The organism is Stenotrophomonas sp. 01N47 (genome assembly GCF_056399165.1).
Genome location: NZ_JBFTQU010000006.1, coordinates 113,462 through 135,637 on the forward strand (window position 1 = coordinate 113,462; position 22,176 = coordinate 135,637).

Below are 22,176 nucleotides of genomic sequence, written 5' to 3' on the forward strand. Positions count from 1 at the left end.
GGCTGCCATGCTCGACAAAGTCGTCATCGCCAACCGAGGGGAAATCGCGCTGCGCATCCTGCGCGCGTGCAACACCCTGGGCATCCGCACGGTGGCCGTGCACTCCACGGTCGACCGCAACCTCAAGCACGTGGCCATGGCCGATGAATCGGTCTGCATCGGTCCGGCGTCGTCGGCGGAAAGCTACCTCAACATCCCGGCGTTGATCGCTGCGGCCGAGGTTACCGACGCCCAGGCCATCCACCCGGGTTATGGCTTCCTGTCCGAGAACGCCAACTTCGCCGAGCGCGTGGAAGAGTCCGGCTTCATCTTCATCGGCCCGAAAGCAGACACCATCCGCCTGATGGGCGACAAGGTCGAAGCGATCCGCGCCATGAAGTCGGCCGGTGTGCCGTGCGTGCCCGGCTCGGGCGGCCCGCTCGGCGACGACATCGTCGCCAACACCAAGATCGCCCGTGAGATCGGCTACCCGGTCATCATCAAGGCGGCCGGCGGCGGCGGTGGCCGCGGCATGCGCGTGGTGCACGCCGAAGCCTCGCTGAAGACCTCCATCGAAACCACCAAGAGCGAGGCCAAGGCCGCGTTCGGCAATGGCGAGGTCTACATGGAGAAGTTCCTGGAGAACCCGCGCCACGTGGAGATCCAGGTGCTGGCCGACGGCCAGGGCAACGCCATCCACCTCGGCGAGCGCGACTGCTCGATGCAGCGTCGTCACCAGAAGGTGGTCGAGGAAGCGCCGGCACCGGGCATCACCGCCGAGCAGCGCGAGCAGATCGGCAAGGTGTGCGTGGAAGCCTGCATCCGCATCGGCTACCGCGGCGCCGGCACCTTCGAGTTCCTGTACGAAGACGATCGCTTCTACTTCATCGAAATGAACACCCGCATCCAGGTGGAACATCCGGTCACCGAGATGGTCACCGGCATCGACCTGGTCGCCGAACAGCTGAAGATCGCTGCCGGCCAGAAGCTGTCGATCAAGCAGAGCGATGTGGTGCTGACCGGCCATGCGATCGAGTGCCGCATCAATGCCGAAGACGCCGAAACCTTCGTCCCGAGCCCGGGCACCATCACCGGCTTCCACGCACCGGGTGGCCCGGGCGTGCGCGTCGATACCCACATCTACAGTGGCTACCGTGTGCCGTCGAACTACGACTCGATGATCGGCAAGCTGATCGTGCACGGTCCGGACCGCGAGACCGCCATCGCCCGCATGCGGGTGGCGCTGAGCGAGATGGTGGTCGATGGCATCAAGACCAACATCGCCCTGCAGCAGCGGATCATGCGTGACAAGGGCTTCCAGGCCGGTGGCCAGAACATCCACTACCTGGAAAAGCGCCTTGCCGAGCGCAAGAGCAAGCCGATCGCGTTGACCTGATCGGAAGCTGCTGTCGCTGCACATGAAAAGGGCGGGGATTTCCCCGCCCTTTTCTGTTTTGTTTTCGGTAGAGCCGAGCCCACGCTCGGCTTGCTGGAAAGAAGCCGAGCATGGCTCGGCTCTACAAAAGCAGATCAGCTCAGCGCTTGTCGGCGACTTCCGCGGGAATCTGCGAGTTCGCCAGAGGACGCACGCCGTTCGGCGAGGTCGGATCGACGATCACCATGGTCTCGCTGGACCCATCCGGCCACACCACCTGGAAGGTGCTGCCGGCCGGCAACGACGAGAACGGCACGCCACTCTGCGCGCGGTAAACGGCGGCAACCTGGCTGGCACCGGCACGACGCACGTCTTCCTGTGCCTTCACCGAGGTCAATTCCACCTTCGACAGACGTCGGTAGCGGTCCTCGTAGGTGTCGATCATCAGCAGGCCCACGGCACCGGCCGAGTACGCCACGAACAACACCACCCAGAACCAGAACTTGGCCCCATGCAGGAATCGACGGTAGTTCATCGCCCGTCCCTCGTTCCAATCAATCGCTTGATCCATTCCTTCATTTTCCCCGCACCTTGCCGCGAAACCGCGGCGTCATACACAAATTCACGGAAGTCCTGCGTTCCATCCGGCGAACAGATCCCTCCATTCGCACAAAAACTGTTGACCAGCACGCTGTCGGCTCCACAGGGAAGACCGAGTTCGCAGGCCGCAACCCGCCATGCCAGTTCACTGAGCTGTTCACCGGCCACCATGCCGGTCAACGCCTTGTCGCCAGCCGCGCGCAACCCCATGCCCGGCGCGATCGCCATGTACGCCTCCGGATCGCGCGAGGTACGTACGCGTTCAACCAGATCGCGGCGATACTGCTCGCTGTCGTGCAGCGGCTCACCTTCGGCAAACAGCGCCGCTTCGGCCGCCAGGTTGCCCTGCTGGGCCGCACGACGACGTTCGCCGAGCACCAGTGCCGGCCCCAGCTTGTCGCCGGGCACGAAGCCCCCGCAGCGCTGCGCCACCCGTTCGCGCGCCTCCACCATCTCCGGTGCAGCACTCAGGCCGAGGCCGGCCAGCACGTTGTTGTCCAGGCGATAGCCACCTGGATCGACCGCGTACTGCGCACAATAGTCGTAGACCCGGCTGAGCATCCAGCGCGCCTCGTGGTTGCCCTGGTCGGCCTGCACACGCAGGCGCTGCGCGTAGGCGTACAGATCGGTGGCACCTTCGATGTCGGCACGGATATCCAGCGGCAGGCCCGAAGGCAGCGCGGTACCACGTTCGAACGCAGCGAGGCGGCGTTCCAGGGCTTCCGGCATTACCGGTGCCAGCGCTCCCTGCGCATCGCTGCCCTGGGCTGCCAGCGGCACATCGACGCGCGTGTTCGTGTCCAGGTTGTGGCCCGTGGCCCGATAGCCGGCCACGCCCAGCACGGCCACGGCCGGCAGGACGAGCAACCAGGTTTTCAGGGTCGGGGCGAAGGCCATCGGCAACGGGCGGTTGTACGGCGCACAGGAAAGCGCCGAGTTTAGCAAGGCCCGTGAGGCCTGTCTGAATCGGCTTCGTTCATCTCAAGGCATACGGAGACGGCCTGATGGTCTAGCATGGCCCCCTTTCCCGCGATTGCCCTCACCGCCATGCCGTTCCTGGAACTGACCCTGCGTTGCACCGAAGCCACCCAGCCCCGCTATGAGAATGCGCTGGAGGACGTGGGCGCGCTGGCGGTGACCCTGCTTGATGCCGAAGCCGACACCAGCAACGAGCAGGCCATCCTCGAACCCGGCGTGGGCGAGACCCCGCTGTGGGACACCCTAGTGCTCAGCGCGCTGTTCCCGGCCGACAGCAACGCCTTGCTGCTGCTGGCCGCGCTGGAAGCCTTCGACCCGGAGCTGGACTGGAGCAACGGCAGCTTCCGCGCCGTGGAAGACGAAGACTGGGAGCGTGCGTGGCTGGACCAGTTCCAGCCGATGGACTTCGGCAGCCGTACCTGGATCGTGCCGTGGAACCATGAGCTGCCGGAGGCAGCGCAGGCTGCCGACGCTGCCATCGTGCGCCTCGACCCGGGCCTGGCCTTCGGCTCGGGCACCCACCCGACCACCGCGCTGTGCCTGCGCTGGCTGGACCAGTTGGCCGTTGATGGCCAACTGCAGGGCCAGCGCGTGCTCGACTTCGGCTGTGGCTCGGGCATCCTCGCCCTGGCCGCATTGAAGCTCGGTGCTACCCAGGCCATCGGCGTGGACAACGACCCGCAGGCGTTGATCGCCACCGCCGACAATGCCGAACGCAACGGCGAACAGGCACGCATGCAGGTGTACCTGCCGCAGGACGAACCGGTCGCTACCTACCCGATCGTGGTCGCCAACATCCTGGCCTCCGCATTGGATGCACTGGCCGAACTGCTGGCCGCCCGCGTCGCCAGCGGCGGTCGCATCGCCCTGTCGGGCATCCTGCATGGTCAGGAAGACGAACTGCTGCAGCGCTATGCAACGTGGTTCGACGACCTCCAGGCCACCCAGGATGGCGACTGGATGCGCATCACCGGCGTGCGTCGCGCCTGATCGTGGTTGAATGACCGCTGGATCCGAGCCCGCGCCCTGAGCATGTCCGAGCCGCACCCACCGCGCCGTCCCCTGGCCACGTTCCTGCGCACCGCGCAGGAGCGAGCGGCCGCGCCTGAAGCCAGCGAACCGCGCGAACCGGTACCTACCGATGCAGCGCCGGTGATCGACGACATCGACCCGGCAACGGAGGTCGTGGCGGGACCGGAAACAGCAGCGCGGGCCACCGATGATCCCGTCATCGAACCGGTCCTCACGGCCACATCCGGCATCGTTGCCGGTGCCGCCGATGCGCCCAGCTTCCTCGGCGTACGCCCGCGGGCGCTGCCCACCCCACGCTGGCATTGGCTGCTGGTGGCCGGGTTGGCGCTGCTGCTGTTGCTGCAGAGCGTGCTTGCCGATCGTGCACGGCTGGCCGCCGATGCCGGTACCCGGCCGTGGATCGGTGCGCTGTGCAGCGTGCTGCGCTGCGAGCTGCCCGCTTGGCGCGAGCCCACTGCATTGACCATGACCAGCCGTGAAATCCGCCCGTTGCCGGCCCAGCCCGGCGTGCTGCAGATCCAGGCCAGCATCCGCAACGACGCGCGCTGGCCGCAGGCATGGCCGGACCTGCGCCTGTCGCTGTCCGATGCCGATGGTCGTGTGATCGGCACCGGCGTGTTCGCACCAGCGCAGTACCTCGGCGAAAACCCGGGTGCGGCCCCTCTGGAACCGGGTCAAAGCGCACGCATCGCCTTCCGCGTGCAGGAGCCTGCCGCATCCACGGTCGCATTCACCTTCGAGTTCCTTTGACCTGGGCCTGACCGTCCGGCCGTGGCAGGTCGGGCACGCTCGCGCTAGACTGACCGCCATCACCTCATCCGGTCCGGCGCCTCGCGTGCATGGACCAACCAGATCGGGAACCCCCTTGAACGCTGTCCTTTCTCGTCCTGACAACAGTCGTGGCGCTGCCCGGCCACCGCTGCGCGAACATGTGGCCCAGTCCGTGCGCCGTTACCTGCGCGACCTCGATGGCTGCGATGCGGACGATGTCTACGAGATCGTGCTGCGCGAGATGGAGATTCCACTGTTCGTGGAAGTGCTCAACCACTGCGAAGGCAACCAGAGCCGCGCGGCCGCGATGCTGGGCATCCACCGCGCCACCCTGCGCAAGAAGCTGAAGGAATACGGCATCAGCGCGTAAGCGCGTGCCCGGTAGATCCACGCCATGCGTGGATGGCCCGCCGGCGGAATCAACTGCCGCCACCCGCCTTCCAGTAGTAACGCACCACGTGGAAGAACACCGGCGCGGCGAAGCACACTGAATCCAGCCGATCGAGCATGCCGCCATGGCCCTCGATCATGTTGCCCCAGTCCTTGATGCCGCGATCGCGCTTGATCGCCGACATCACCAGGCCGCCCCAGAACCCCATCAGGTTGATCAGCAGCGACAGGCCGAACGCCTGCAGCGGCGTGAACGGGGTGATCCACCAGAGTGCGGCACCCAGCGCGCTGGCACAGAGCACGCCACCCACGAAGCCTTCCACCGTCTTCGACGGCGACAGCTTCGGCGCGATCAGGTGCTTGCCCAGCAGCTTGCCCCAGATGTACTGCAGCACGTCCGACGACTGCACCACGATCACCAGGAAGGCGAACAGCAGCACGTTGCGCGCCGGATCGTAGCCCGGCACGCGCAGGTTCAGCAGCAGCGGCACGTGCGAGATGCAGAACACGCAGATCATCAAGCCCCACTGCACCTTCGACGTGCGCTCCAGGTAGTGGGTGGTATCACCACCGATGGTGGCCAGGATCGGCAGGAACAGGAACGCGTACACCGGGATCAACAGCGTGTACATGCCATACCAGTCGATCCACACCAGGTAGTACTGCCACGGCAGCACGATGTAGAACGCCGCCAGCAACGCGTAGTAATCGCCCGATCGTGTCGGCGCCAGGGTGATGAATTCGCGCAGTGCGAACAGCGAGATGATCGCGAACAGCACGATCACTCCGGCGCGCCCGAAGAACAGCGCCAGCCCCACCACGATCGCCATCACCCACCACGCGCGGATGCGCGAGACCAGGTTGGCGATCACCGCGCTGGGCTGTCCACGCTGGCGCCAGCGCAGGGTTTCGGACACCAGCGTGGCCAGCACCAGAACCGCACCCACGCCAGCGAACAGCAGGCCGGTCTGCTGGCCTACGCTGCGTGCGGCGAGATCACCGGAAACGTCGATCATGAAGCTCATGCACGGCCTCCATTCGGGGCCAGGGCCAGCAATGCCTGCCGGCTGCGCGCCAGGAACGCGGCCTTGTCCTCATCGGCCTGCAGCCGCAGCGGCGTACCAAAGGTTGCCGTGCACAGCAGCGGCAGCGGCAGGAAACGCCCCTTCGGCATCACCCGCTTGAGGTTGTCGATCCACACCGGCACGAACTCCAGCTCCGGGCGTTGCCGGGCCAGGTGGTAGATGCCGCTCTTGAACGGCAACAGCGGCTCATCGCCGATGTTGCGCGTGCCTTCCGGAAACAGGATCAACGAACAGCCCTCATCCACCGCATCACGCAGCACCTGCAGCGGATCCTGATGGCGGTTGCCCGCCTCACGCTCCACCAGCACGCCATTGAACACCGCGTCGATCAGATAGCGTCGCAGACCGTCGCGCTGCCAGTACTCGGCGGCGGCGACCGGCCGTACCTGGCGCCGCAGCGCCGGCGGCATCGACGACCAGATCAGCACGAAATCACCATGACTGGCATGGTTGCCGTAGTAGACGCGGTGCTCGCTGGACGGCGCGCAGCCAACCCACAGCGCGCGTGCGCCGGTCACTACATGGATGGCCGCGCTGCAGGCGCGGGCGATCAGTTCAGCAAACATCGGCACCTCCGGTCAGGTCTGCGGCCACAGCACGGCCAGCAGCAGGGCAGCGAACTGCAGCAGCGTGGCGGCGTACTGGCGCATCAGCAGACGCCGCATGCCGGTCCAGCGCGCATCCCAGCCACGCGTCGGCGCCTGTGCGTCCAGCCTGCGCAGGCCGGCCGTGTGCAGTGCCTGGTCCACCCGCTGTGCCGCGTCTTCACCTTGCAGCCCCTCCTGCTGCAGCAGGCGCAGCAGGCTGGCGTCCAACTGCACGCGCACCGCGTAGTACGCCTGCAGAACGCCTGCAACCAGGCTCAGCAGCAGCAGGCCGGCGGCGAACATCGCCAGCCCAGGCTCGATGCCCAGCAGCAACAGGGCTACCAGCAGCAGGCCCAGTGACAACGCGGCAGGCAATCGCCCCTGTCGCAGCAGCAGGTGCATCATCGGCAGATCGGGCACGGCGCTCATGCAATGGTCTCCTGCGCGGCAGCGGCCGCGATCACCTGTAGATGAACGTCGTGCAGCACGATCGACGGCCGCGCGCCACGCACGATCGACACGGCGTCGGCCGCATCGCGCGCACGGCCGGTGCGCAGCAGCCAGGTCGCCACGCTGGCCGCGCTGCGCGAATACCCCAGCGCACAGCAGACCAGGACGGGGCCATGGCCGCGCAGGCGTTCAATGGCATCTGCCGCTGCACGCAGCTGCGCGGCCGACGGCACCACCAGGTCCAGCATCGGCACGCTGGCGTACGCTGCTCCCGGCGCGCGGCAGGACAGCTCGGCACAGGTGTCGACCACGCCCACCAGCGGTGCCGGCAGTGCGGTGCCTGGCAGGCGCCCCAGCCAGACCGCGTCAGCCACGTGCACCGGCTGCGGCGCACGGCGCGTCCACAGCCGCGAATTGATCCATGCGGCAGCCAGGTACGGTGCCAGCAGCCAGCGCGCCGCCATCGTCAACCGGCCATCGGCGCGCTTCTGGAACACCGCCGTGCCCAGCCCGGCGTAGGCCAGCGACACCAGCAGCAACGACACCATGGGCCACAGCAGCCACAATGCGGTGCCGCGCAGCATCACCACCGGCACCAGCAGCAGGCCGGCGCCCAACACATACAACGCGGCCAGCCGCCAACGTTTCGGGTCACCGGCGGCCTGCCAGGCACGCAACGGCGGCGTGCCCTGCTCCGGCCACAGCCACACGCACAACCAGCCGGCCAGCAGCCCGGTGGGAATGTCGATGAAGTGATGCTGGAACGTGGTCAGCACCGAAATGCCGATCAGCAGCGCCCACACATGCAGCACCAGCCGCCAGACCCCGTGCAGGTACTGCGCGAACTTCACCCACAGCACGATCAGCAGCACGATGTGCAGCGACGGCGCCTGGTTGAATGGTTTGTCGAAGCCCAGCAGCACGTCGAACAACCAGCCGAACACACCGCCGATTTCCGGCCGTTCGAAGCTGAAGCGCAACGGCCACAACAGGAAGCACGCCACCGCGATCACCTGCGCACTGAGCAGGCGCAGCGCGTGCCGGTCCAACTCCAGCCGGCGCCGGCACAGGAAGAACGAGATCGCATAGAACAGGTCGATCGACCAGTACGGCACGATCGTCCACGGCACGAATGGAATCCGGGTCTCCCAGGCGAACGCCATCACCGGCAGCTGGGCATGGCGGCCGGCCATCCAGTTGGCGAAGCCATAGCTGGCGAAGAAGAACGGACCGAGCAGGGCCAGCCACAGCAGGGCGCGCCGCCAGGGGCGCGCCTCGCTGGATGATGCGGTTGCCGCCAGCGTCGCCATCACGCGATCCGTCGTGCCAGCGATACGGTGAAGATGCCGAAATCATCGATGCGCTGGGCCACCTTCTGGAAGCCGGCCAGGCGCACCAGTTCGTCCATCTCGTGCTGGGTACGGCGGCGCATCACCCACGCCGCGCCACCACGATGGCTGGTCAACGCACGCGCGATGAACTCCAGCTGCGGATGCCACGGCTGCCCGGTGTAGGCCAGGTAACCGCCCACCGGCACCGTCGCAGCGATGCCCTGCAGCGAACGCAGCACCGCATCGTTGTCCGGGAACAGTTCGTACAGGCCGGACACCACCGCCAGCGTCGGCGCAGGGTCCACCGCTGCCAGCTGCGCCGGATCGAACGCATCGCCCTGTTCGAAGCGGGCGATGTCGGCCGCGCCGAGGCGCTCGATCAAGGCTTTGCCCTGGGTCACGTTCAGATCGCTGAAATCGCGCAGCACGATGCGGTCGGCACGCTGTTCGCCCTGGCCGAGTGCTTCCAGCACGTAACGGCCATGGCCGGCCGCCACGTCCAGCACGCGCACCGGCGCGCCCTGCCCGCGCAATCGCTGGGCAGCATCGCGCAGCAGTTCCTGCAGGTGCTTGCCGCGCACGCGGATGCCGCGCCAACCGATCGCATCCAGATAGTTGCGGTCGACCATCCGGCCCAGCGGGCCCTTGCCCCGCGCCTCATCACGGTAGATGTAGTCCAGCGTGCTGCCCGAGTCGAAGCCGGTCTGCAGGCCCAGCGCGATGCCCTCCGACAGCGTGCCGCCGAAACGCAGGCCACCGCGCACCACGCGCCAACGCAGGTCGGCCAGGCTGTTGCGTTCCGGTGGCCAGGACAGGATCTCCGATTCCTCGAAGGTCGGGCCATGCCGATGCGCATCGCGCCGCGACAGCTCCTGCAGCGGTTCGGCAAAGCGTGCCTGGATGAAGCTGCGGATACGCGCCAGCGCCGGCGCACGGTCGCGCTCGCCGAGGGTGTCGTGGAAGAAGCCCGGCAGGTGCACGCGCTCCTTGATCGGGCTGGACAGGCGTTCGTAGAAACGGTCCTGCGGGCCACGATGCACCACGAAGTCCGAGCCCGATACCAGCAACTGCACCGGCACGCTGATCGCCTGCGCGTCGGCCACGATGCGGTCGGCGGCTTCGTACAGGCCCAGCAGCACGCGTACCGAGATCGGCCGGGTGATCAGCGGATCGGTACGGTAGCTTTCCACCCGTGCCGGGTCGTGGGTCAGCCACTGCGGCTTGACGTAGCTGTTGACGAAGAAGTTGCCGCGCAGCTTCTGCATCAGCGCCAGCCCAGCGCGTGCGAAAGGCACGTACAGCTTCACCTTGAAGGCGGGCGAGGCCATCACCAGCGCGCGCAACCGCGGCGCATAGTCATGCACCCAGGTGGCGGCAACCACCGCGCCCACGCTTTGTGCGATGACCACGATGTCCTCCACCGCGATGCCATGCTCGGCACCGATGTGGGCGATGAAACTGTCCAGGTCGCGTACCAGCGCCGGGAAGCCCGGTGCATCGCCGCGCGCGCCGGGTGAACGGCCGTTGCCGCGCGCGTCCCATGCAAAGAAAGCTGTGTCGGGCAGGTCCAGTTCGTCGACCAGATGGGTGACCCGGCCTGAGTGTTCATGGCCGCGATGCAACAGCACGATGGCCTTGGCCGACGTGGTTGCCGTGGTGCTCGGCCAGTACCGGTAGAACAGCGGTACCTGGTCGAAGCTGTGGAATTCCCGTTCCTGCGCCTGACGCATGCAATCTCCGTATTGATTGGGCGTGTAGTCTTGTTGTGTTTACCGCTGCGGTGTCGCCGCGGCTTCCTTCAATCCCTGGCGTACGCGACGGGCCATCGTCAGCACACACAGCAGTGCGGCCAGTGCGGCGACCGCGCTGAGCACGGTCGCACCTGCCCAGCCAAACGCCAGCAGCAGGCCCAGCACGCCGATCACGAACGCGCGGTCGCTCTTGCCCATCGGGCCGTCATAGCGGCGGCTGGCGCCGACCATCAAACCCAGTACGCCGGCGTACTCGCTCAGCGCGGCGGCCCAGGCCAGCAGCCACAGTGCCTCCGCACGCACGCCCGGTACGCTGAGCAGGCTCAGGTACAACGCCGCGTCGGCGATCACATCGCACAACTCGTTCAGATAGGCGCCCAGCCGCGATTGCTGGCCGAACTCGCGGGCCAGCATGCCGTCGACGGCGTTGAGGGCCATGCGCAGCAGCATCCACAGCGGCAGCGCCAGATACAGCAGCGGCTGGGCGGGGGCGCAGTACCACACGGCGGCAGCCACCAGCAGCGAGACCACGGCCGCAGCCACGGTCACCGCGTTGGCGGTGACGCCCATGCGGTACAGGCCGTGTACGGCCGGACGCAGCAGGTCCTGGAAACGTCCTTTCAATGCATAGATCGACACGATCTGAACCCGCTAATCCTTGGCAGTGCGGCCACAGCCTACCTGATTGCGACAGCGCCACATATCGGATTGCTCCTAATTCCGGTCCATGCAGGCGCTGCCGAGCGGACCGCGACGGGGGTCTGCGCCTGCCAATTCTCCCTACCAGCGCCCGCCACCGGCCCCCACCGCCTACAATATCGGCCCTGCTCCGCTGCCGATTGCCCTGTCCCCATGACTGCTGATCTGTTGCCCGTCCGCCGGGCCCTCCTCTCCGTTTCCGACAAGACCGGCCTGGTCGAGCTGGCCACCGCGCTGGCTGCGCGCGGCGTGGAGCTGCTGTCCACCGGCGGTACCGCCAAGGCGATCCGCGATGCGGGCCTGGCCGTGAAGGACGTCGCCGAGGTCACCGGCTTCCCGGAAATGATGGATGGCCGGGTCAAGACCCTGCATCCGATGGTGCATGGCGGCCTGCTGGGCCGCTCCGGCCTGGACGACGCGGTGATGGCCGAGCACGGCATCGGTGCCATCGACCTGCTGGTGCTGAACCTGTACCCGTTCGAATCGGTCACCGCCAAGGCCGACTGCACCCTGGCCGATGCGGTGGAGAACATCGATATCGGCGGCCCGGCGATGCTGCGCTCGGCGGCCAAGAACTTCGCCCGCGTGGCGGTGGCCACCGACCCGTCGCAGTACGCCGAACTGCTGGCCTCGCTGGATGCCAACGACGGCCAGCTGTCGGCCGGCACCCGTTTCGCTTTCTCGGTGGCCGCATTCAACCGCGTTGCCCAGTACGACGCGGCGATCAGCAACTACCTGTCGGCGGTCACCGCCACCGACGCCGCCGTGCCGGTGCGCGCCGAATACCCGGCGCAGATGAATTCCACCTTCGTGAAGGTGATGGACCTGCGCTACGGCGAGAACCCGCACCAGAGCGGCGCGTTCTACCGCGACCTGCATCCGGTGCCGGGCACGCTGGCCACCTTCCAGCAGCTGCAGGGCAAGGAACTGAGCTACAACAACCTGGCCGATGCCGATGCAGCCTGGGAATGCGTGCGTCAGTTCGACGCGCCGGCCTGTGTCATCGTCAAGCATGCCAACCCGTGCGGCGTGGCCGTTGGCGCCGGCAACGGCGATGCCTACGAGCTGGCCTACGCCACCGACCCGACCAGCGCCTTCGGCGGCATCATCGCCTTCAACAAGCCGCTCGATGCAGCCACCGCGCAGGTCATCCTGGACCGCCAGTTCGTTGAAGTCCTGATTGCGCCGGACTACGAACCGGCCGCGCTGGAATACGCACAGAAGAAGGCCAACGTGCGCGTGCTGCGCATCCCGCACGGCGACGGCCTGAACAACTTCGACAACAAGCGCGTGGGCTCCGGCCTGCTGCTGCAGTCGTCGGACAACCGCGGCATGACCCGCGACGAACTGAAGGTGGTCAGCAAGCTGGCACCGACCGACAAGCAGTTCACCGACCTGCTGTTCGCCTGGAAGGTCGCCAAGTTCGTGAAGTCCAATGCGATCGTCTACGCCAAGGATAACCGCACCATCGGCGTGGGTGCCGGCCAGATGAGCCGCGTCTACTCGGCGCGCATCGCCGGCATCAAGGCCGCCGATGCGAACCTGGTGGTCGAAGGGTCGGTGATGGCCTCCGATGCGTTCTTCCCGTTCCGCGACGGCATCGACGCCGCTGCCGCCGCCGGCATCAAGGCGGTGATCCAGCCGGGCGGTTCGATGCGCGATGCTGAAGTCATCGCTGCCGCCGACGAACATGGCCTGGCCATGGTGTTCACCGGCGTCCGCCACTTCCGCCACTGATTGCTGGAGCGACACGGATGTCTGCAGTCTCTTTGAAACCGCTTGCCGTGCTCGCCTTCGCTGGCACGGCCCTGCTGGCCGGCTGCAAGCCGGCTGCCGAACCCGCATCTGCCCCGCAGGCAGATGCGGCAAAGCCCGCCGCCAGCGAACCGGCAGCGCATGTCAGTCGCACCGCGCGTCTGCAGGCGTTCCTGACCGGGCGTTACGGCAAGGACGCCAAGCTTTCCGGCCAATGGCGCGGCAGCTGGACCCAGGACGATGAAACGCGCGCGATCGACTGGCAGGTCTGCGCCGAGCAACCGGTGGTGACCGGTGACAGCTGGCAACAACTACTGGCGGTGTGCGGTGCGCTGGTCGATGGTGCGCATATCGACCCGGGAACGATCGAGTTCTTCGTGCTGCAGCCCAAGGGCGATGGCTTCGGGGTAACCAGCGAACTGACCGGCGAGCGCTTCGGCAGTGGTGGCCAGCCCGGCACCGCCAGCATCATCCGCGCCGGCAGCGATTTCTACGGCTTCCGAGTCGAGGATGGCTGGTTCGGCCAGGGCTTCTCGCTGCTCTCGCAGACCCTGGTCCTGCCGGGCCCGAAAGGCCTGACCAGCACCGGCAACGTGCGCAGCCACATCGACAACGACGCCCAGTACGAATGCGAGAACGTCGACGCGGCCGCCGACCCCGATACCGCCGAAGACTGCCGCACCCGCCGCTTCAGCATCGATTTCGCACTGCGTTTCGACGACAGCGACCGCAGTGCGCGCGTCTGGCCACTGCTGATCGAGGAAACCGGCAACACCTGCGGCGGCAAGCGGATGCGCCAGGAGCATCGCTTCATCCTGGACCCGAAGTCCTGGACCTACTCCTTCCCCGAATCACTGCGACGCGAAGGCTGCGAGTGAACCACGCGCGCCGCCGGGGCTATCGACCTTCCCTTCCCACGCAATCTGGAATCTCGTGATGAACGTACTTGTCATCGGCTCTGGCGGCCGCGAACACGCCCTGGCATGGAAGCTGGCCCAGTCCTCCCGTGTCACCGAAGTGATCGTCGCGCCCGGCAATGCCGGCACCGCCAACGAAGACAAGTGCCGCAACGTCGCGGTGAAGGTCACCGACATCGATGGCCTGCTTGCCTTGGCCCAGGCCGAAGGCGTGGCGCTGACCGTGGTCGGCCCGGAAGTACCGCTGGTGGCCGGCGTGGTCGACCGTTTCCGCGCCGCCGGACTGCGCATCTTCGGGCCGACGGCGGCAGCCGCGCAGCTGGAAGGCAGCAAGGCCTACGCCAAGGACTTCCTGGCACGCCACAACATCCCCACCGCGTTCTATTCGGTGCACACCGAGGTGGACGCGGCACTGGCCTACCTGCGCGAGAAGGGCGCGCCGATCGTGGTCAAAGCCGACGGCCTGGCCGCCGGCAAGGGTGTGATCGTGGCGATGACCCTCGCCGAAGCCGAAGACGCGGTGCGCGACATGCTTTCGGGCAACGCCTTCGGCGATGCCGGCGCGCGCGTGGTGATCGAGGAATTCCTCGACGGTGAGGAGGCCAGCTTCATTTCGATGGTCGATGGCGTGCATGCACTGCCGATGGCCACCTCGCAGGATCACAAGCGCGTCGGCGACGGCGACACCGGTCCGAACACCGGCGGCATGGGTGCGTACTCGCCGGCCCCGGTGGTGACACCTGAAGTGCATGCCCGGGTGATGCGCGAGGTGGTGAACCCGACCGTGCAGGGCATGATCGCCGATGGCATACCGTTCACTGGTTTCCTCTACGCGGGCCTGATGATCGATGCCAGCGGCGCGCCGAAGGTGATCGAGTTCAACGTGCGTTTCGGCGACCCGGAAACCCAGCCGGTGATGCTGCGCCTGCAGTCGGACCTGGTGGAGCTGGTGGAAGCGGCGATCGATGGCCGCCTGGACCAGGTGGAAGCGCAATGGGATCCGCGCCCGTCGCTCGGCGTGGTGCTGGCAGCCAAGCCTTACCCGGAAACGCCAATCACCGGCGAGGTGATCTCCGGCCTGGATGAAGTGCCGGCAAAGGCCAAGGTGTTCCATGCAGGAACGACGCTGGATGCGCAGGGCCAGGTGCTCAGCGCCGGTGGCCGCGTGCTGTGCGTGGCGGCGTTGGGCGACAGCGTGCGCGACGCGCAGGCGAACGCGTATGCGGGTGTGGCGAAGGTGACCTGGGCCAACGAGTTCCACCGCAGTGACATCGGCTGGCGGGCGATCGCACGCGAAAACTAAGACCGCGCTGATCCACGCATGGCGTGGATCTACTGGATCGCGAAGTAGATCCACGCCATGCGTGGATTGAATACCTCGGAAAAAGCAAAGGCCCGGCAATGCCGGGCCTTTCCATTACTCAAACGCTTCATCGCCTCAAGCGGTGAACAGCGCCTTCATCTTCTTCAGCGCGTTCGCTTCGACCTGGCGGATACGCTCGGCCGATACGCCGTACTCGTCCGCCAGTTCCTGCAGCGTCACCTTGCTGTCCGCATCCAGCCAACGGCGGCGGATGATGTCGCGCGAACGCGCATCCAGTTCCGCCAGGCCTTCGCGCAGCAGCTGCATCTGGTTGTCTTCGCTGTCCTCGCGCTCGTAGGCCATCGACGGATCTTCGTCATTGGCCACCAGATACGCAGCCGGCGACGGCGGCGCGTGGTCGTTGTCTTCATCGGTCGGCGCATCGAAACCGATATCGCGGCCGGACAGGCGCGATTCCATTTCAAGCACCTCGCGCTCGGACACGTTCAGGTCCTTGGCCACCGCGGTGACTTCGGCGGCGTTCATCCAGCCCAGGCGCTTCTTCGACTTGCGCAGGTTGAAGAACAGCTTGCGCTGCGCCTTGGTCGTGGCGACCTTCACGATGCGCCAGTTCTTCAGGATGAACTCGTGCATCTCGGCACGGATCCAATGCACGGCGAAGGACACCAGGCGCACGCCCATGTCGGGGTCGAAGCGCTTGACCGCCTTCATCAGGCCGATGTTGCCTTCCTGGATCAGGTCGCCCAGCGCGAGGCCGTAGCCGTTGTAACCGCGGGCCACGTGCACCACGAAGCGCAGGTGCGAATGCACCAGCTCACGGGCAGCGTCCAGATCGTTGCCGTCGCGGAAGCGACGGGCCAGGTCCTGTTCGTTATCGACCGACAGCACCGGGATCTGGTGCACGGCACCGATATAGGCGTCCAGCGAACCGAGCGCACTGGGAATCGGCAGATTGTTTGCCACAAGGGCAGTAGAGGTGTTCTGGCTCATAGGCACCCATCTTAGCAGTCTGGGATTTGGACTGCTAAAGGAGGAAAAAGTTCCAGCATTCCACTGATGAAACACTGGTCCCAAACAGAGCCCTACCGTAACGCGATTTGATGACAGTGGCGAGCGCGCTTTTCGGGATACACAATCCCTTGGAATTCAACCCACTAGCCCAGAAAACACGGCCATTCGGGGTCAAAGGGAGCTGAACAGGTGGCGGTTTCGCCCATTCAATACCGGGCAGCGTTGCCCGCCGTTCAGCCCGATGGCGACAGCATCGCCCGCGGCGGCAGCGACCAGTCGATCGGCGCCTGGCCACGGCGCTGCAGGTACTCGTTGGCCATCGAGAAATGGCGACAGCCGAGGAACCCGCGGTGGGCCGACAGCGGCGACGGATGCGGGGCTTTCAGCACGCGATGGCGGCCGGTATCGATCACCTTGCCCTTCTGCTGCGCGTAGGCGCCCCAGAGCATGAACACCAGGCCCTCGCGCTCACGGTTCAACACATCCACCACATGGTCGGTGAAGCCTTCCCATCCGCGCCCCTGGTGGGCACCGGCCTTGCCCTCTTCCACCGTCAGCACCGCGTTGAGCAGCAGCACGCCGCGCTGTGCCCAGGGAATCAGGCAGCCATGGTCCGGACGGCCAATACCGAGGTCACCCTCGATTTCCTTGTAGATGTTCAACAACGACGGCGGCACCGGCACGCCCGGCTGCACCGAGAAGCTCAGACCATGGGCCTGCCCACGGCCGTGGTACGGGTCCTGGCCGAGGATGACCACTTTCACCTGATCGAACGGGGTGGCATCGAAGGCGGCGAAGATCTGCGGGCCGGGCGGGAACACCGCCGCACCGCTGGCCTTGCGCTGCCGCAGGAAGCTGGACAGCTCGCGCATCTGCGGCTGCAGCAGGTAATCGCCCACACGCTGTTTCCAGCTCGGTTCCAGCTGGATCGCCGGGGTGTCCACTACTTCATCGATCATCGCAACAGGGGTCCATCATTCAGTCGGGCCAGCCGCAGCTGGAACAGCACCTTGGTGATCAGCAGGCGCTCTTCGATCGGCTTCAGCACCAGGTCGTTGGCGCCAGCCTGCAGCAGGCCGGTCTGGTTGTGCGGATTGCCATCGCCGGTCATCACCAGCACCGGCAGGCGGCGCTTGCCGTAGCCGAAGTCCACGCGCACGCGCTGCACCACGTCGCGGCCGCTCAGCTCTCCCTTCAGGGTCACATCGGTCAGCACCAGGTCGATGCGATGGCGGCTGCGCCCCAGCGATTCGGCGGTCAGCAGGGTGAACGCTTCTTCGGCGCTGACCACATGCATCACGTTGAGCTGCTGGCGCTCGAGCATGCGCTTGGTGGCCTCGGCCACCACCCGGCTGTCCTCGATGTAGAGGATGGTCGCGCCGGGAATGGTCTGCGGCTGCACGTAGCCGCGCACGAACGTCGCAAGGGCCTCGTGGCCCAGCGATTTGTCGAAATAGTCGGTGACGTACTCGGTGAAGCGGCGCTGCTCCAGGTGCTGCTGGGCGTCGCCGGAGACCACGATCACCGGCACATAGGCCTGCCCTGCCGCTTCGCGCACCATCCGCGCCAGCGCCAGGCCGTCGCCATCGCGCAGGGTCAACGAGGTGGTGACCAGATCGACCGGGCCCTGCGCCAGCGCATGCTGTGCGTCTTCGATGCTGTCGCAGCCGATCACCTCCACGCCCGGCAGATCGCGCTGCAGGACGTCGGCAATCAGCTTGCGTACCAGTTTGGAACCGTCAACCACCATCACCCGCGTCGCGGGCCCTTCAAGGTGCTTCAGCGCTTGCGGTTGCATGCCGGTCTCAGGTGTCTGTCGGGCGGGTCTGGCGGAGGAAGTGACCGGTCACCAGCCATGCACCCAGCCAGCCCAGCAACAGGGTGCCAAGCAGCACCAGGCTGCCATGCAGCAGGTCCAGGCCATGCAGCACGAACGGGCTGCCGTAGCTGCGCGACAGCTCGGCCAACGGCGCGCGCAGGGCGGCACCGGCAATGCCGATCAGGCCCAACGCGACCGCACCGGCGCCCAGGCCATACCAGGCACCCAGGTACAGGAACGGGCGGCGGATGAAACCATCGCTGGCGCCGAGAAGCTGCAGCACGCCGATTTCCTCGCGGCGGGCCTGGATGTCCAGGCGCACGGTGTTGCCGACCACCAGCGCGGCACCGGCGCCGAGCAGCACCGACAGCACCTGCACCAGCCGCGCACCAAACGCGAGCCAGGCATCCAGGCGCTGGCGCCACAACGCGTCGTGCTGGACCAGGTCTGCCCCGGGCAGGCTCTCCAGCGCGCGCGCCAGCCGCGCATCGTCCTGGCCCTGGCCAGGGGTGACCACCAGCAGCGAGGGCAACGGGTTGTCGTTGAGTGCGTCGATGGCTTCGCCGAGGCCGGCCTGGCGCAGCTCCTCCAGGCCCTGATCCGGCGTGCGCACGGTGACACTGGCCACGTCCGGGCGATCGCGTAGTTCACCGGCCAGGCGCAGCGCACCGGGGCCGTCGACGTCGGCCTTCAGGAAGACGTTGATGTCGCGCGACTGCTGCACGCTGCCGGCAAACTGCTTGAGGTTGTCCAGCGCGATCGACAGGCCCAGCGGCAGCGCCAGGGCCAGCGCCATGACCATCACGGTCAGCAGCGTCGCCCACGGTTTGCGGCAGGCGCGGCCGAGGCTGAACACCACGCTGTGCACGTGATGCTGGAACCACACGCCCAGGCGCGACGGCGCAGCGGCTTCGGTGTTTTCGTTCTTGGCCATGGTTACTCCGCCAGATCCTGCGGCGAGATGTCGTCCACCAGCCGGCCGTGGTCGAGGATCAGCACGCGCTTGCGCATGTGGCGCAGCAGCGGCAGGTCGTGGCTGACCACCAGCACGCTGGTGCCGCGCGCAGGCAGCTCGGCGAACAGGGACATGATCTCGGCCGCCAGGGTTGGATCGAGGTTGCCGGTCGGCTCGTCGGCCACCAGCAGCTTGGGCTCGCCGACGATCGCCCGGGCGATGCCGACGCGCTGCTGCTCACCGGCCGACAGCTGCGAGGGCAGCGCCTTCTCGCGGTGGCCAAGGCCCATGCGCTCGAGCACCGAACGCACGCGCTTGTTGATGTCGCCACGGCGGGTACCGCGCAGGATCAGCGGCAGGGCCACGTTCTCGGCGATGGAGCGGTCCATCAGCAGGCGGTGGTCCTGGTAGACCGCGCCGACCGCGCGTCGATGCCGCGGCACATCGCCGCCGCGCACCTTCAGCAGGTTGCGCTCGTCGAACATCACCGCGCCGCGGCTGGGCCGCTCGTCGAGGTGGATCAACTTGAGCAGGGTGCTCTTGCCCGCCCCGGAGTGACCGGTGACGAACAGCATTTCGCCCGGCGCGACCTCGAAGCTGACATCGGTCAGGGCTTCGTGGCCACCGGCGTACTGTTTGCTGACATTGTCGAAGCGCAGGACACTCATGCCCCGATTATGCAGGACCGGCGCGACGGCGTGGAGATGCCGGGGCGATGGTGGGTGCCGACCGTTGGCCGGCACGCCCCGAAAGCCACCCGACCAACGGTCGGGTGCTACCGCACCGATCAGCTGCCGGACAGCATCCGGCGGATCTTGCGGCCGATACGGGTCAGGAACGAGTCGCCGGCATCGGCGCTGGTACGCACCGGCTTGGCCACCACCTGCACCGGAGTGACCGGGCTGGCACCGTTGCCGGCGTTGCTTGCCACACCTTCGGCGCCCTCGACCGGACGGCCGTGGCGACGACGACGACGCTTGCGCGGCTTGCGCTCGCCATCCACCGCACCTTCCGGCGCAGTTTCAGCGCGCGGCGGACGCGGGGCCTGCACGGCAGCAGCTTCAGCCGTCACCGCACCTTCGACTGCGGCGGCGGCTACCTGCTCGCCTTCCACACGCGGCTTGCGCGGGCCACGCGGACGGCGTTCGCCGCTGCGCTCGCCATCACGGCCACCACGGCCGGCGCCAGCACTGCTGCCGGAACGACCGCCACTACGGCCGCCGCCACGACGCTCTTCCTCGGCGGCACGCGCTTCGCGTGCTTCGCGGAAGATCTGGCCGACGCTTTCGTTCTCGTCGCCTTCCTCGCCCGGTGCCGGTGCGGCACGCTCGGGGCGCGGCAGCGAAGTCAGGATCTCGCTGGTGACCGCTTCGACCGGGATCTTCTGTTCGATGTAGGCCTCGATGTCCGGCAGGCCCATCGCATAGCGCTCGCAGGCGAAGCTGATGGCATCGCCTTCCTCGCCCAGGCGGGCGGTACGGCCGATGCGGTGCACGTAGTCTTCGGCGTCGAACGGCAGGTCGTAGTTGTAGACGTACTTGATGCCGTCGATATGCAGGCCGCGGGCGGCCACATCGGTGGCCACCAGGATTTCCAGCTGGCCCTTCTGGAAGCGGTTGAGCAGGCTCTCGCGCTTCTTCTGCGGCACGTCACCGGACAGCACGCCTACGCGGTAGCCGGAACGCTCCAGCGAACGGGCCACGCGCTCGACGAACACCTTGGTGTTGACGAAGACCATGGTGCGCGCGCCTTCGCTGCGCGACAGCAGGCCCAGCAGCAACGGAATCTTCTCTTCGTCGGCCGGGAAGTAGATGCGCTGGCGCACGCGCGCGGCGGTGATGGTCTCGGCTTCGACCACCAGCTTCTGCGGCTCGTTCATGTGCTCATAGGCCAGCTCGAGCACGCGATGGCTCAGGGTGGCGCTGAACAGCAGGGTCTGCCGGGTGGAGCGCTCAGGCATGCGGCGCAGCAGGAAGCGGATGTCCTTGATGAAGCCCAGGTCGAACATGCGGTCGGCTTCGTCCAGCACGCAGATTTCGCAGGCGTGCAGCGACACCACCTTGTGCTGCTTGACGTAGTCGATCAGGCGGCCCGGGGTGGCGATGATCACGTCCACGCCCTGCTGCAGGATCTCGCGCTGCTTGTCGTAATCAACGCCGCCGTAGACCAGCGCGAAACGCAGACCCAGGTCCGAACCGAACTTGACCGCATCCTTGTGGATCTGGATGGCCAGTTCGCGGGTGGGGGCCAGGATCAGCGCGCGCGGGTCTTCCGGCTTGCGATCAGCCAGTGCCGGGCGGGTCAGCAGGCGGTTCACGACAGCGACCAGGAAGGCCAGCGTCTTGCCGGTGCCCGTCTGGGCCTGGCCGGCGACGTCGCCACCGGGCAGCGCGACCGGCAGGGTCAGCGCCTGGATGGGCGTGCAGCGGGTGAATCCGGCTCCTTCAAGACCGGCCTGCAGGGCCGGATGCAGATCAAAGGAGGAAAAGGTCAAATCGGTCAGCGGTTTGTCGCTCATGTGTCCGTCTTGGTATGGCCACGCACCTGCGGGCGGCGGCACTGAAATCTGTCTGGGGCTCCGTCGCAAACTGCGGCCCCTGCGGCGGGTCGGGCTGGCCGGGACCCCTCGGGTCCGCGCGCCGCACAATGCCCCAGTTTACCGCACTCGGGCCAGCAAACCGGGATTGGGCGTCTCAGGACTCACGGAGACGCACCTCTTCACCCCGCAGTACCGCGCTTGAACAGCAGCGCATGCACCCATGGCCTACCGCGCCAGCACCCCCATTTCTGCCATGGACAGTGAAATCGGACACATACCGGGCTCAGCCCCGATCACGATACGCTGGGTTCCAACCAGCATCTGTCCCCGCCCTGCGATAGGGGTACACTGCCGGCCGTGAGCGTCCAGGCATCCCGCCGAACGCACCGTGGCAGTCCGCCGCGAGGCAACGACGAGGGTCACGCCACCGGGCATGGCCCAGTTCACCCACCTCCGGCCTGGCCGGGTGCAATCCAAGACGAGAAACCAAGATGAGCGACAAGGTTGTACACGTCGGCGATGCCGACTTTGATAGCGCCGTGCTGAATTCCAAGGAACCGGTGCTGGTCGATTTCTGGGCCGAATGGTGTGGCCCCTGCAAGATGATCGCCCCGGCGCTGGACGAACTGGCCGATGCCTACCAGGGCCGCGCCAAGATCGCCAAGGTCAACGTGGACAACAACCGCGCCCTGGCCGCCAAGTACCACGTGCGTTCGATTCCCTACCTGGTCGTCTTCAAGGACGGCGAGAAGGTCGGCGAGCAGATTGGTGCCGTTGGCAAGGCCCAGCTGGCCGGCCTGCTGGACAAGGCCCTGGCCTGATCCTGCG

22 protein-coding genes are annotated in these 22,176 nt (G+C 66.8%); 8 read left to right on the forward strand and 14 right to left on the reverse strand.

The features are described from left to right. The first annotated feature begins 7 nt into the window (after nt 1-7). Nucleotides 8-1,375, forward strand: a complete 1,368-nt coding sequence (accC, locus tag AC1DKR_RS14045) for an acetyl-CoA carboxylase biotin carboxylase subunit (RefSeq protein WP_478033290.1) — start codon at nt 8-10, stop codon at nt 1,373-1,375. A 139-nt stretch (nt 1,376-1,514) separates the two neighbouring features. Here the strand turns inward: accC and AC1DKR_RS14050 are convergent, their stop codons facing one another. Next, nucleotides 1,515-1,889 (reverse strand): hypothetical protein, encoded by a 375-nt coding sequence (locus AC1DKR_RS14050; RefSeq protein WP_230109901.1) that lies wholly within the window; start codon nt 1,887-1,889, stop codon nt 1,515-1,517. Continuing rightward, entirely contained in the window at nt 1,886-2,851 is a 966-nt protein-coding gene (locus AC1DKR_RS14055; protein WP_223496859.1) for a hypothetical protein, read from the reverse strand. Before AC1DKR_RS14055 ends, AC1DKR_RS14050 begins: the two co-directional genes overlap by 4 nt. A 150-nt stretch (nt 2,852-3,001) precedes the next feature. Here AC1DKR_RS14055 and prmA point away from each other — a divergent pair, with 150 nt between their 5' ends. The 3 genes from prmA (at nt 3,002) to fis (ending at nt 5,105) form a co-directional block, all read left to right on the forward strand. After that, the gene (gene prmA, locus AC1DKR_RS14060) at nt 3,002-3,922 is read left to right on the forward strand and encodes a 50S ribosomal protein L11 methyltransferase (RefSeq protein WP_478033324.1); all 921 of its coding nucleotides are present in this window, start codon (nt 3,002-3,004) and stop codon (nt 3,920-3,922) included. Nucleotides 3,923-3,964: 42 nt separating this feature from the next. Then, a complete protein-coding gene (locus AC1DKR_RS14065; protein ID WP_478033291.1) occupies nt 3,965-4,714 on the forward strand; it encodes a DUF3426 domain-containing protein in 750 nt (249 codons plus the stop codon). Nucleotides 4,715-4,829: 115 nt separating this feature from the next. Further along, entirely contained in the window at nt 4,830-5,105 is a 276-nt protein-coding gene (gene fis / locus AC1DKR_RS14070; RefSeq protein WP_006397198.1) for a DNA-binding transcriptional regulator Fis, read from the forward strand. Nucleotides 5,106-5,154: 49 nt separating this feature from the next. Here the strand turns inward: fis and AC1DKR_RS14075 are convergent, their stop codons facing one another. From AC1DKR_RS14075 to AC1DKR_RS14100, 6 genes are read right to left on the reverse strand one after another with little or no spacing between them, the layout of a single operon-like run. Next, entirely contained in the window at nt 5,155-6,150 is a 996-nt protein-coding gene (locus tag AC1DKR_RS14075; RefSeq protein WP_223496862.1) for a phosphatidate cytidylyltransferase, read from the reverse strand. Next, nucleotides 6,147-6,776, reverse strand: coding sequence for a lysophospholipid acyltransferase family protein (locus AC1DKR_RS14080; protein ID WP_025878621.1), 630 nt, complete (start codon nt 6,774-6,776; stop codon nt 6,147-6,149). Before AC1DKR_RS14080 ends, AC1DKR_RS14075 begins: the two co-directional genes overlap by 4 nt. Nucleotides 6,777-6,788: 12 nt before the next feature. Beyond that, complete coding sequence (locus tag AC1DKR_RS14085; RefSeq protein WP_336032581.1) at nt 6,789-7,226, reverse strand: hypothetical protein; 438 nt, start codon at nt 7,224-7,226, stop codon at nt 6,789-6,791. Then, complete coding sequence (locus tag AC1DKR_RS14090) at nt 7,223-8,557, reverse strand: phosphatase PAP2/dual specificity phosphatase family protein (RefSeq protein WP_336032583.1); 1,335 nt, start codon at nt 8,555-8,557, stop codon at nt 7,223-7,225. The genes AC1DKR_RS14085 and AC1DKR_RS14090 overlap by 4 nt, the downstream gene beginning before the upstream one ends. Next, nucleotides 8,557-10,308, reverse strand: a complete 1,752-nt coding sequence (locus tag AC1DKR_RS14095; RefSeq protein ID WP_478033292.1) for a bifunctional alpha/beta hydrolase/class I SAM-dependent methyltransferase — start codon at nt 10,306-10,308, stop codon at nt 8,557-8,559. Before AC1DKR_RS14095 ends, AC1DKR_RS14090 begins: the two co-directional genes overlap by 1 nt. Before the next feature lie 39 nt (nt 10,309-10,347). Further along, the gene (locus tag AC1DKR_RS14100; RefSeq protein ID WP_478033293.1) at nt 10,348-10,968 is read right to left on the reverse strand and encodes a CDP-alcohol phosphatidyltransferase family protein; all 621 of its coding nucleotides are present in this window, start codon (nt 10,966-10,968) and stop codon (nt 10,348-10,350) included. Nucleotides 10,969-11,181: 213 nt separating this feature from the next. On the opposite strand from AC1DKR_RS14100, the gene purH reads away from it, so the two are divergent. Genes purH through purD form a run of 3 tightly spaced genes read left to right on the forward strand, consistent with a single transcriptional unit; the run spans nt 11,182 to nt 15,003 of the window. Beyond that, entirely contained in the window at nt 11,182-12,765 is a 1,584-nt protein-coding gene (purH, locus tag AC1DKR_RS14105; protein WP_025878616.1) for a bifunctional phosphoribosylaminoimidazolecarboxamide formyltransferase/IMP cyclohydrolase, read from the forward strand. Nucleotides 12,766-12,782: 17 nt separating this feature from the next. Continuing rightward, entirely contained in the window at nt 12,783-13,661 is an 879-nt protein-coding gene (locus AC1DKR_RS14110) for a hypothetical protein (protein WP_312786524.1), read from the forward strand. A 58-nt stretch (nt 13,662-13,719) separates the two neighbouring features. Next, on the forward strand, nt 13,720-15,003 hold the full coding sequence (gene purD / locus AC1DKR_RS14115) for a phosphoribosylamine--glycine ligase (RefSeq protein WP_478033294.1): 1,284 nt from the start codon (nt 13,720-13,722) through the stop codon (nt 15,001-15,003). A 135-nt stretch (nt 15,004-15,138) separates the two neighbouring features. Here purD and rpoH read toward each other — a convergent pair whose 3' ends face one another. The 6 genes from rpoH to rhlB form a co-directional block, all read right to left on the reverse strand. After that, on the reverse strand, nt 15,139-16,014 hold the full coding sequence (gene rpoH, locus AC1DKR_RS14120) for an RNA polymerase sigma factor RpoH (protein WP_100462199.1): 876 nt from the start codon (nt 16,012-16,014) through the stop codon (nt 15,139-15,141). Between the two features lie 254 nt (nt 16,015-16,268). After that, entirely contained in the window at nt 16,269-16,994 is a 726-nt protein-coding gene (ung, locus tag AC1DKR_RS14125; RefSeq protein ID WP_312108806.1) for a uracil-DNA glycosylase, read from the reverse strand. Then, nucleotides 16,991-17,833 (reverse strand): response regulator, encoded by an 843-nt coding sequence (locus AC1DKR_RS14130; RefSeq protein WP_025878611.1) that lies wholly within the window; start codon nt 17,831-17,833, stop codon nt 16,991-16,993. The genes ung and AC1DKR_RS14130 overlap by 4 nt, the downstream gene beginning before the upstream one ends. A gap of 7 nt (nt 17,834-17,840) precedes the next feature. After that, the gene (gene ftsX, locus AC1DKR_RS14135) at nt 17,841-18,788 is read right to left on the reverse strand and encodes a permease-like cell division protein FtsX (protein ID WP_223496878.1); all 948 of its coding nucleotides are present in this window, start codon (nt 18,786-18,788) and stop codon (nt 17,841-17,843) included. A 2-nt stretch (nt 18,789-18,790) separates the two neighbouring features. Further along, nucleotides 18,791-19,477: a cell division ATP-binding protein FtsE gene (gene ftsE / locus AC1DKR_RS14140; RefSeq protein ID WP_025878609.1), complete on the reverse strand. Its 687-nt coding sequence runs from the start codon at nt 19,475-19,477 to the stop codon at nt 18,791-18,793. Between the two features lie 119 nt (nt 19,478-19,596). Then, entirely contained in the window at nt 19,597-21,327 is a 1,731-nt protein-coding gene (gene rhlB / locus AC1DKR_RS14145) for an ATP-dependent RNA helicase RhlB (protein WP_223496880.1), read from the reverse strand. Nucleotides 21,328-21,839: 512 nt separating this feature from the next. Here rhlB and trxA point away from each other — a divergent pair. Continuing rightward, complete coding sequence (trxA, locus tag AC1DKR_RS14150) at nt 21,840-22,169, forward strand: thioredoxin (protein ID WP_025878607.1); 330 nt, start codon at nt 21,840-21,842, stop codon at nt 22,167-22,169. Nucleotides 22,170-22,176 lie beyond the last annotated feature (7 nt).

Bases quoted from the DNA above. Each gene is read 5' to 3' on its own strand.
- accC (WP_478033290.1), top strand. From the start codon at position 8: ATGCTCGACAAAGTCGTCATCGCCAACCGAGGGGAAATCGCGCTGCGC.
- AC1DKR_RS14050 (WP_230109901.1), bottom strand. From the start codon at position 1,889: ATGAACTACCGTCGATTCCTGCATGGGGCCAAGTTCTGGTTCTGGGTG.
- AC1DKR_RS14055 (WP_223496859.1), bottom strand. From the start codon at position 2,851: ATGGCCTTCGCCCCGACCCTGAAAACCTGGTTGCTCGTCCTGCCGGCC.
- prmA (WP_478033324.1), top strand. From the start codon at position 3,002: ATGCCGTTCCTGGAACTGACCCTGCGTTGCACCGAAGCCACCCAGCCC.
- AC1DKR_RS14065 (WP_478033291.1), top strand. From the start codon at position 3,965: ATGTCCGAGCCGCACCCACCGCGCCGTCCCCTGGCCACGTTCCTGCGC.
- AC1DKR_RS14075 (WP_223496862.1), bottom strand. From the start codon at position 6,150: ATGAGCTTCATGATCGACGTTTCCGGTGATCTCGCCGCACGCAGCGTA.
- AC1DKR_RS14080 (WP_025878621.1), bottom strand. From the start codon at position 6,776: ATGTTTGCTGAACTGATCGCCCGCGCCTGCAGCGCGGCCATCCATGTA.
- AC1DKR_RS14085 (WP_336032581.1), bottom strand. From the start codon at position 7,226: ATGAGCGCCGTGCCCGATCTGCCGATGATGCACCTGCTGCTGCGACAG.
- AC1DKR_RS14090 (WP_336032583.1), bottom strand. From the start codon at position 8,557: ATGGCGACGCTGGCGGCAACCGCATCATCCAGCGAGGCGCGCCCCTGG.
- AC1DKR_RS14095 (WP_478033292.1), bottom strand. From the start codon at position 10,308: ATGCGTCAGGCGCAGGAACGGGAATTCCACAGCTTCGACCAGGTACCG.
- purH (WP_025878616.1), top strand. From the start codon at position 11,182: ATGACTGCTGATCTGTTGCCCGTCCGCCGGGCCCTCCTCTCCGTTTCC.
- AC1DKR_RS14110 (WP_312786524.1), top strand. From the start codon at position 12,783: ATGTCTGCAGTCTCTTTGAAACCGCTTGCCGTGCTCGCCTTCGCTGGC.
- purD (WP_478033294.1), top strand. From the start codon at position 13,720: ATGAACGTACTTGTCATCGGCTCTGGCGGCCGCGAACACGCCCTGGCA.
- rpoH (WP_100462199.1), bottom strand. From the start codon at position 16,014: ATGAGCCAGAACACCTCTACTGCCCTTGTGGCAAACAATCTGCCGATT.
- ung (WP_312108806.1), bottom strand. From the start codon at position 16,994: ATGATCGATGAAGTAGTGGACACCCCGGCGATCCAGCTGGAACCGAGC.
- AC1DKR_RS14130 (WP_025878611.1), bottom strand. From the start codon at position 17,833: ATGCAACCGCAAGCGCTGAAGCACCTTGAAGGGCCCGCGACGCGGGTG.
- ftsX (WP_223496878.1), bottom strand. From the start codon at position 18,788: ATGGCCAAGAACGAAAACACCGAAGCCGCTGCGCCGTCGCGCCTGGGC.
- ftsE (WP_025878609.1), bottom strand. From the start codon at position 19,477: ATGAGTGTCCTGCGCTTCGACAATGTCAGCAAACAGTACGCCGGTGGC.
- rhlB (WP_223496880.1), bottom strand. From the start codon at position 21,327: ATGAGCGACAAACCGCTGACCGATTTGACCTTTTCCTCCTTTGATCTG.
- trxA (WP_025878607.1), top strand. From the start codon at position 21,840: ATGAGCGACAAGGTTGTACACGTCGGCGATGCCGACTTTGATAGCGCC.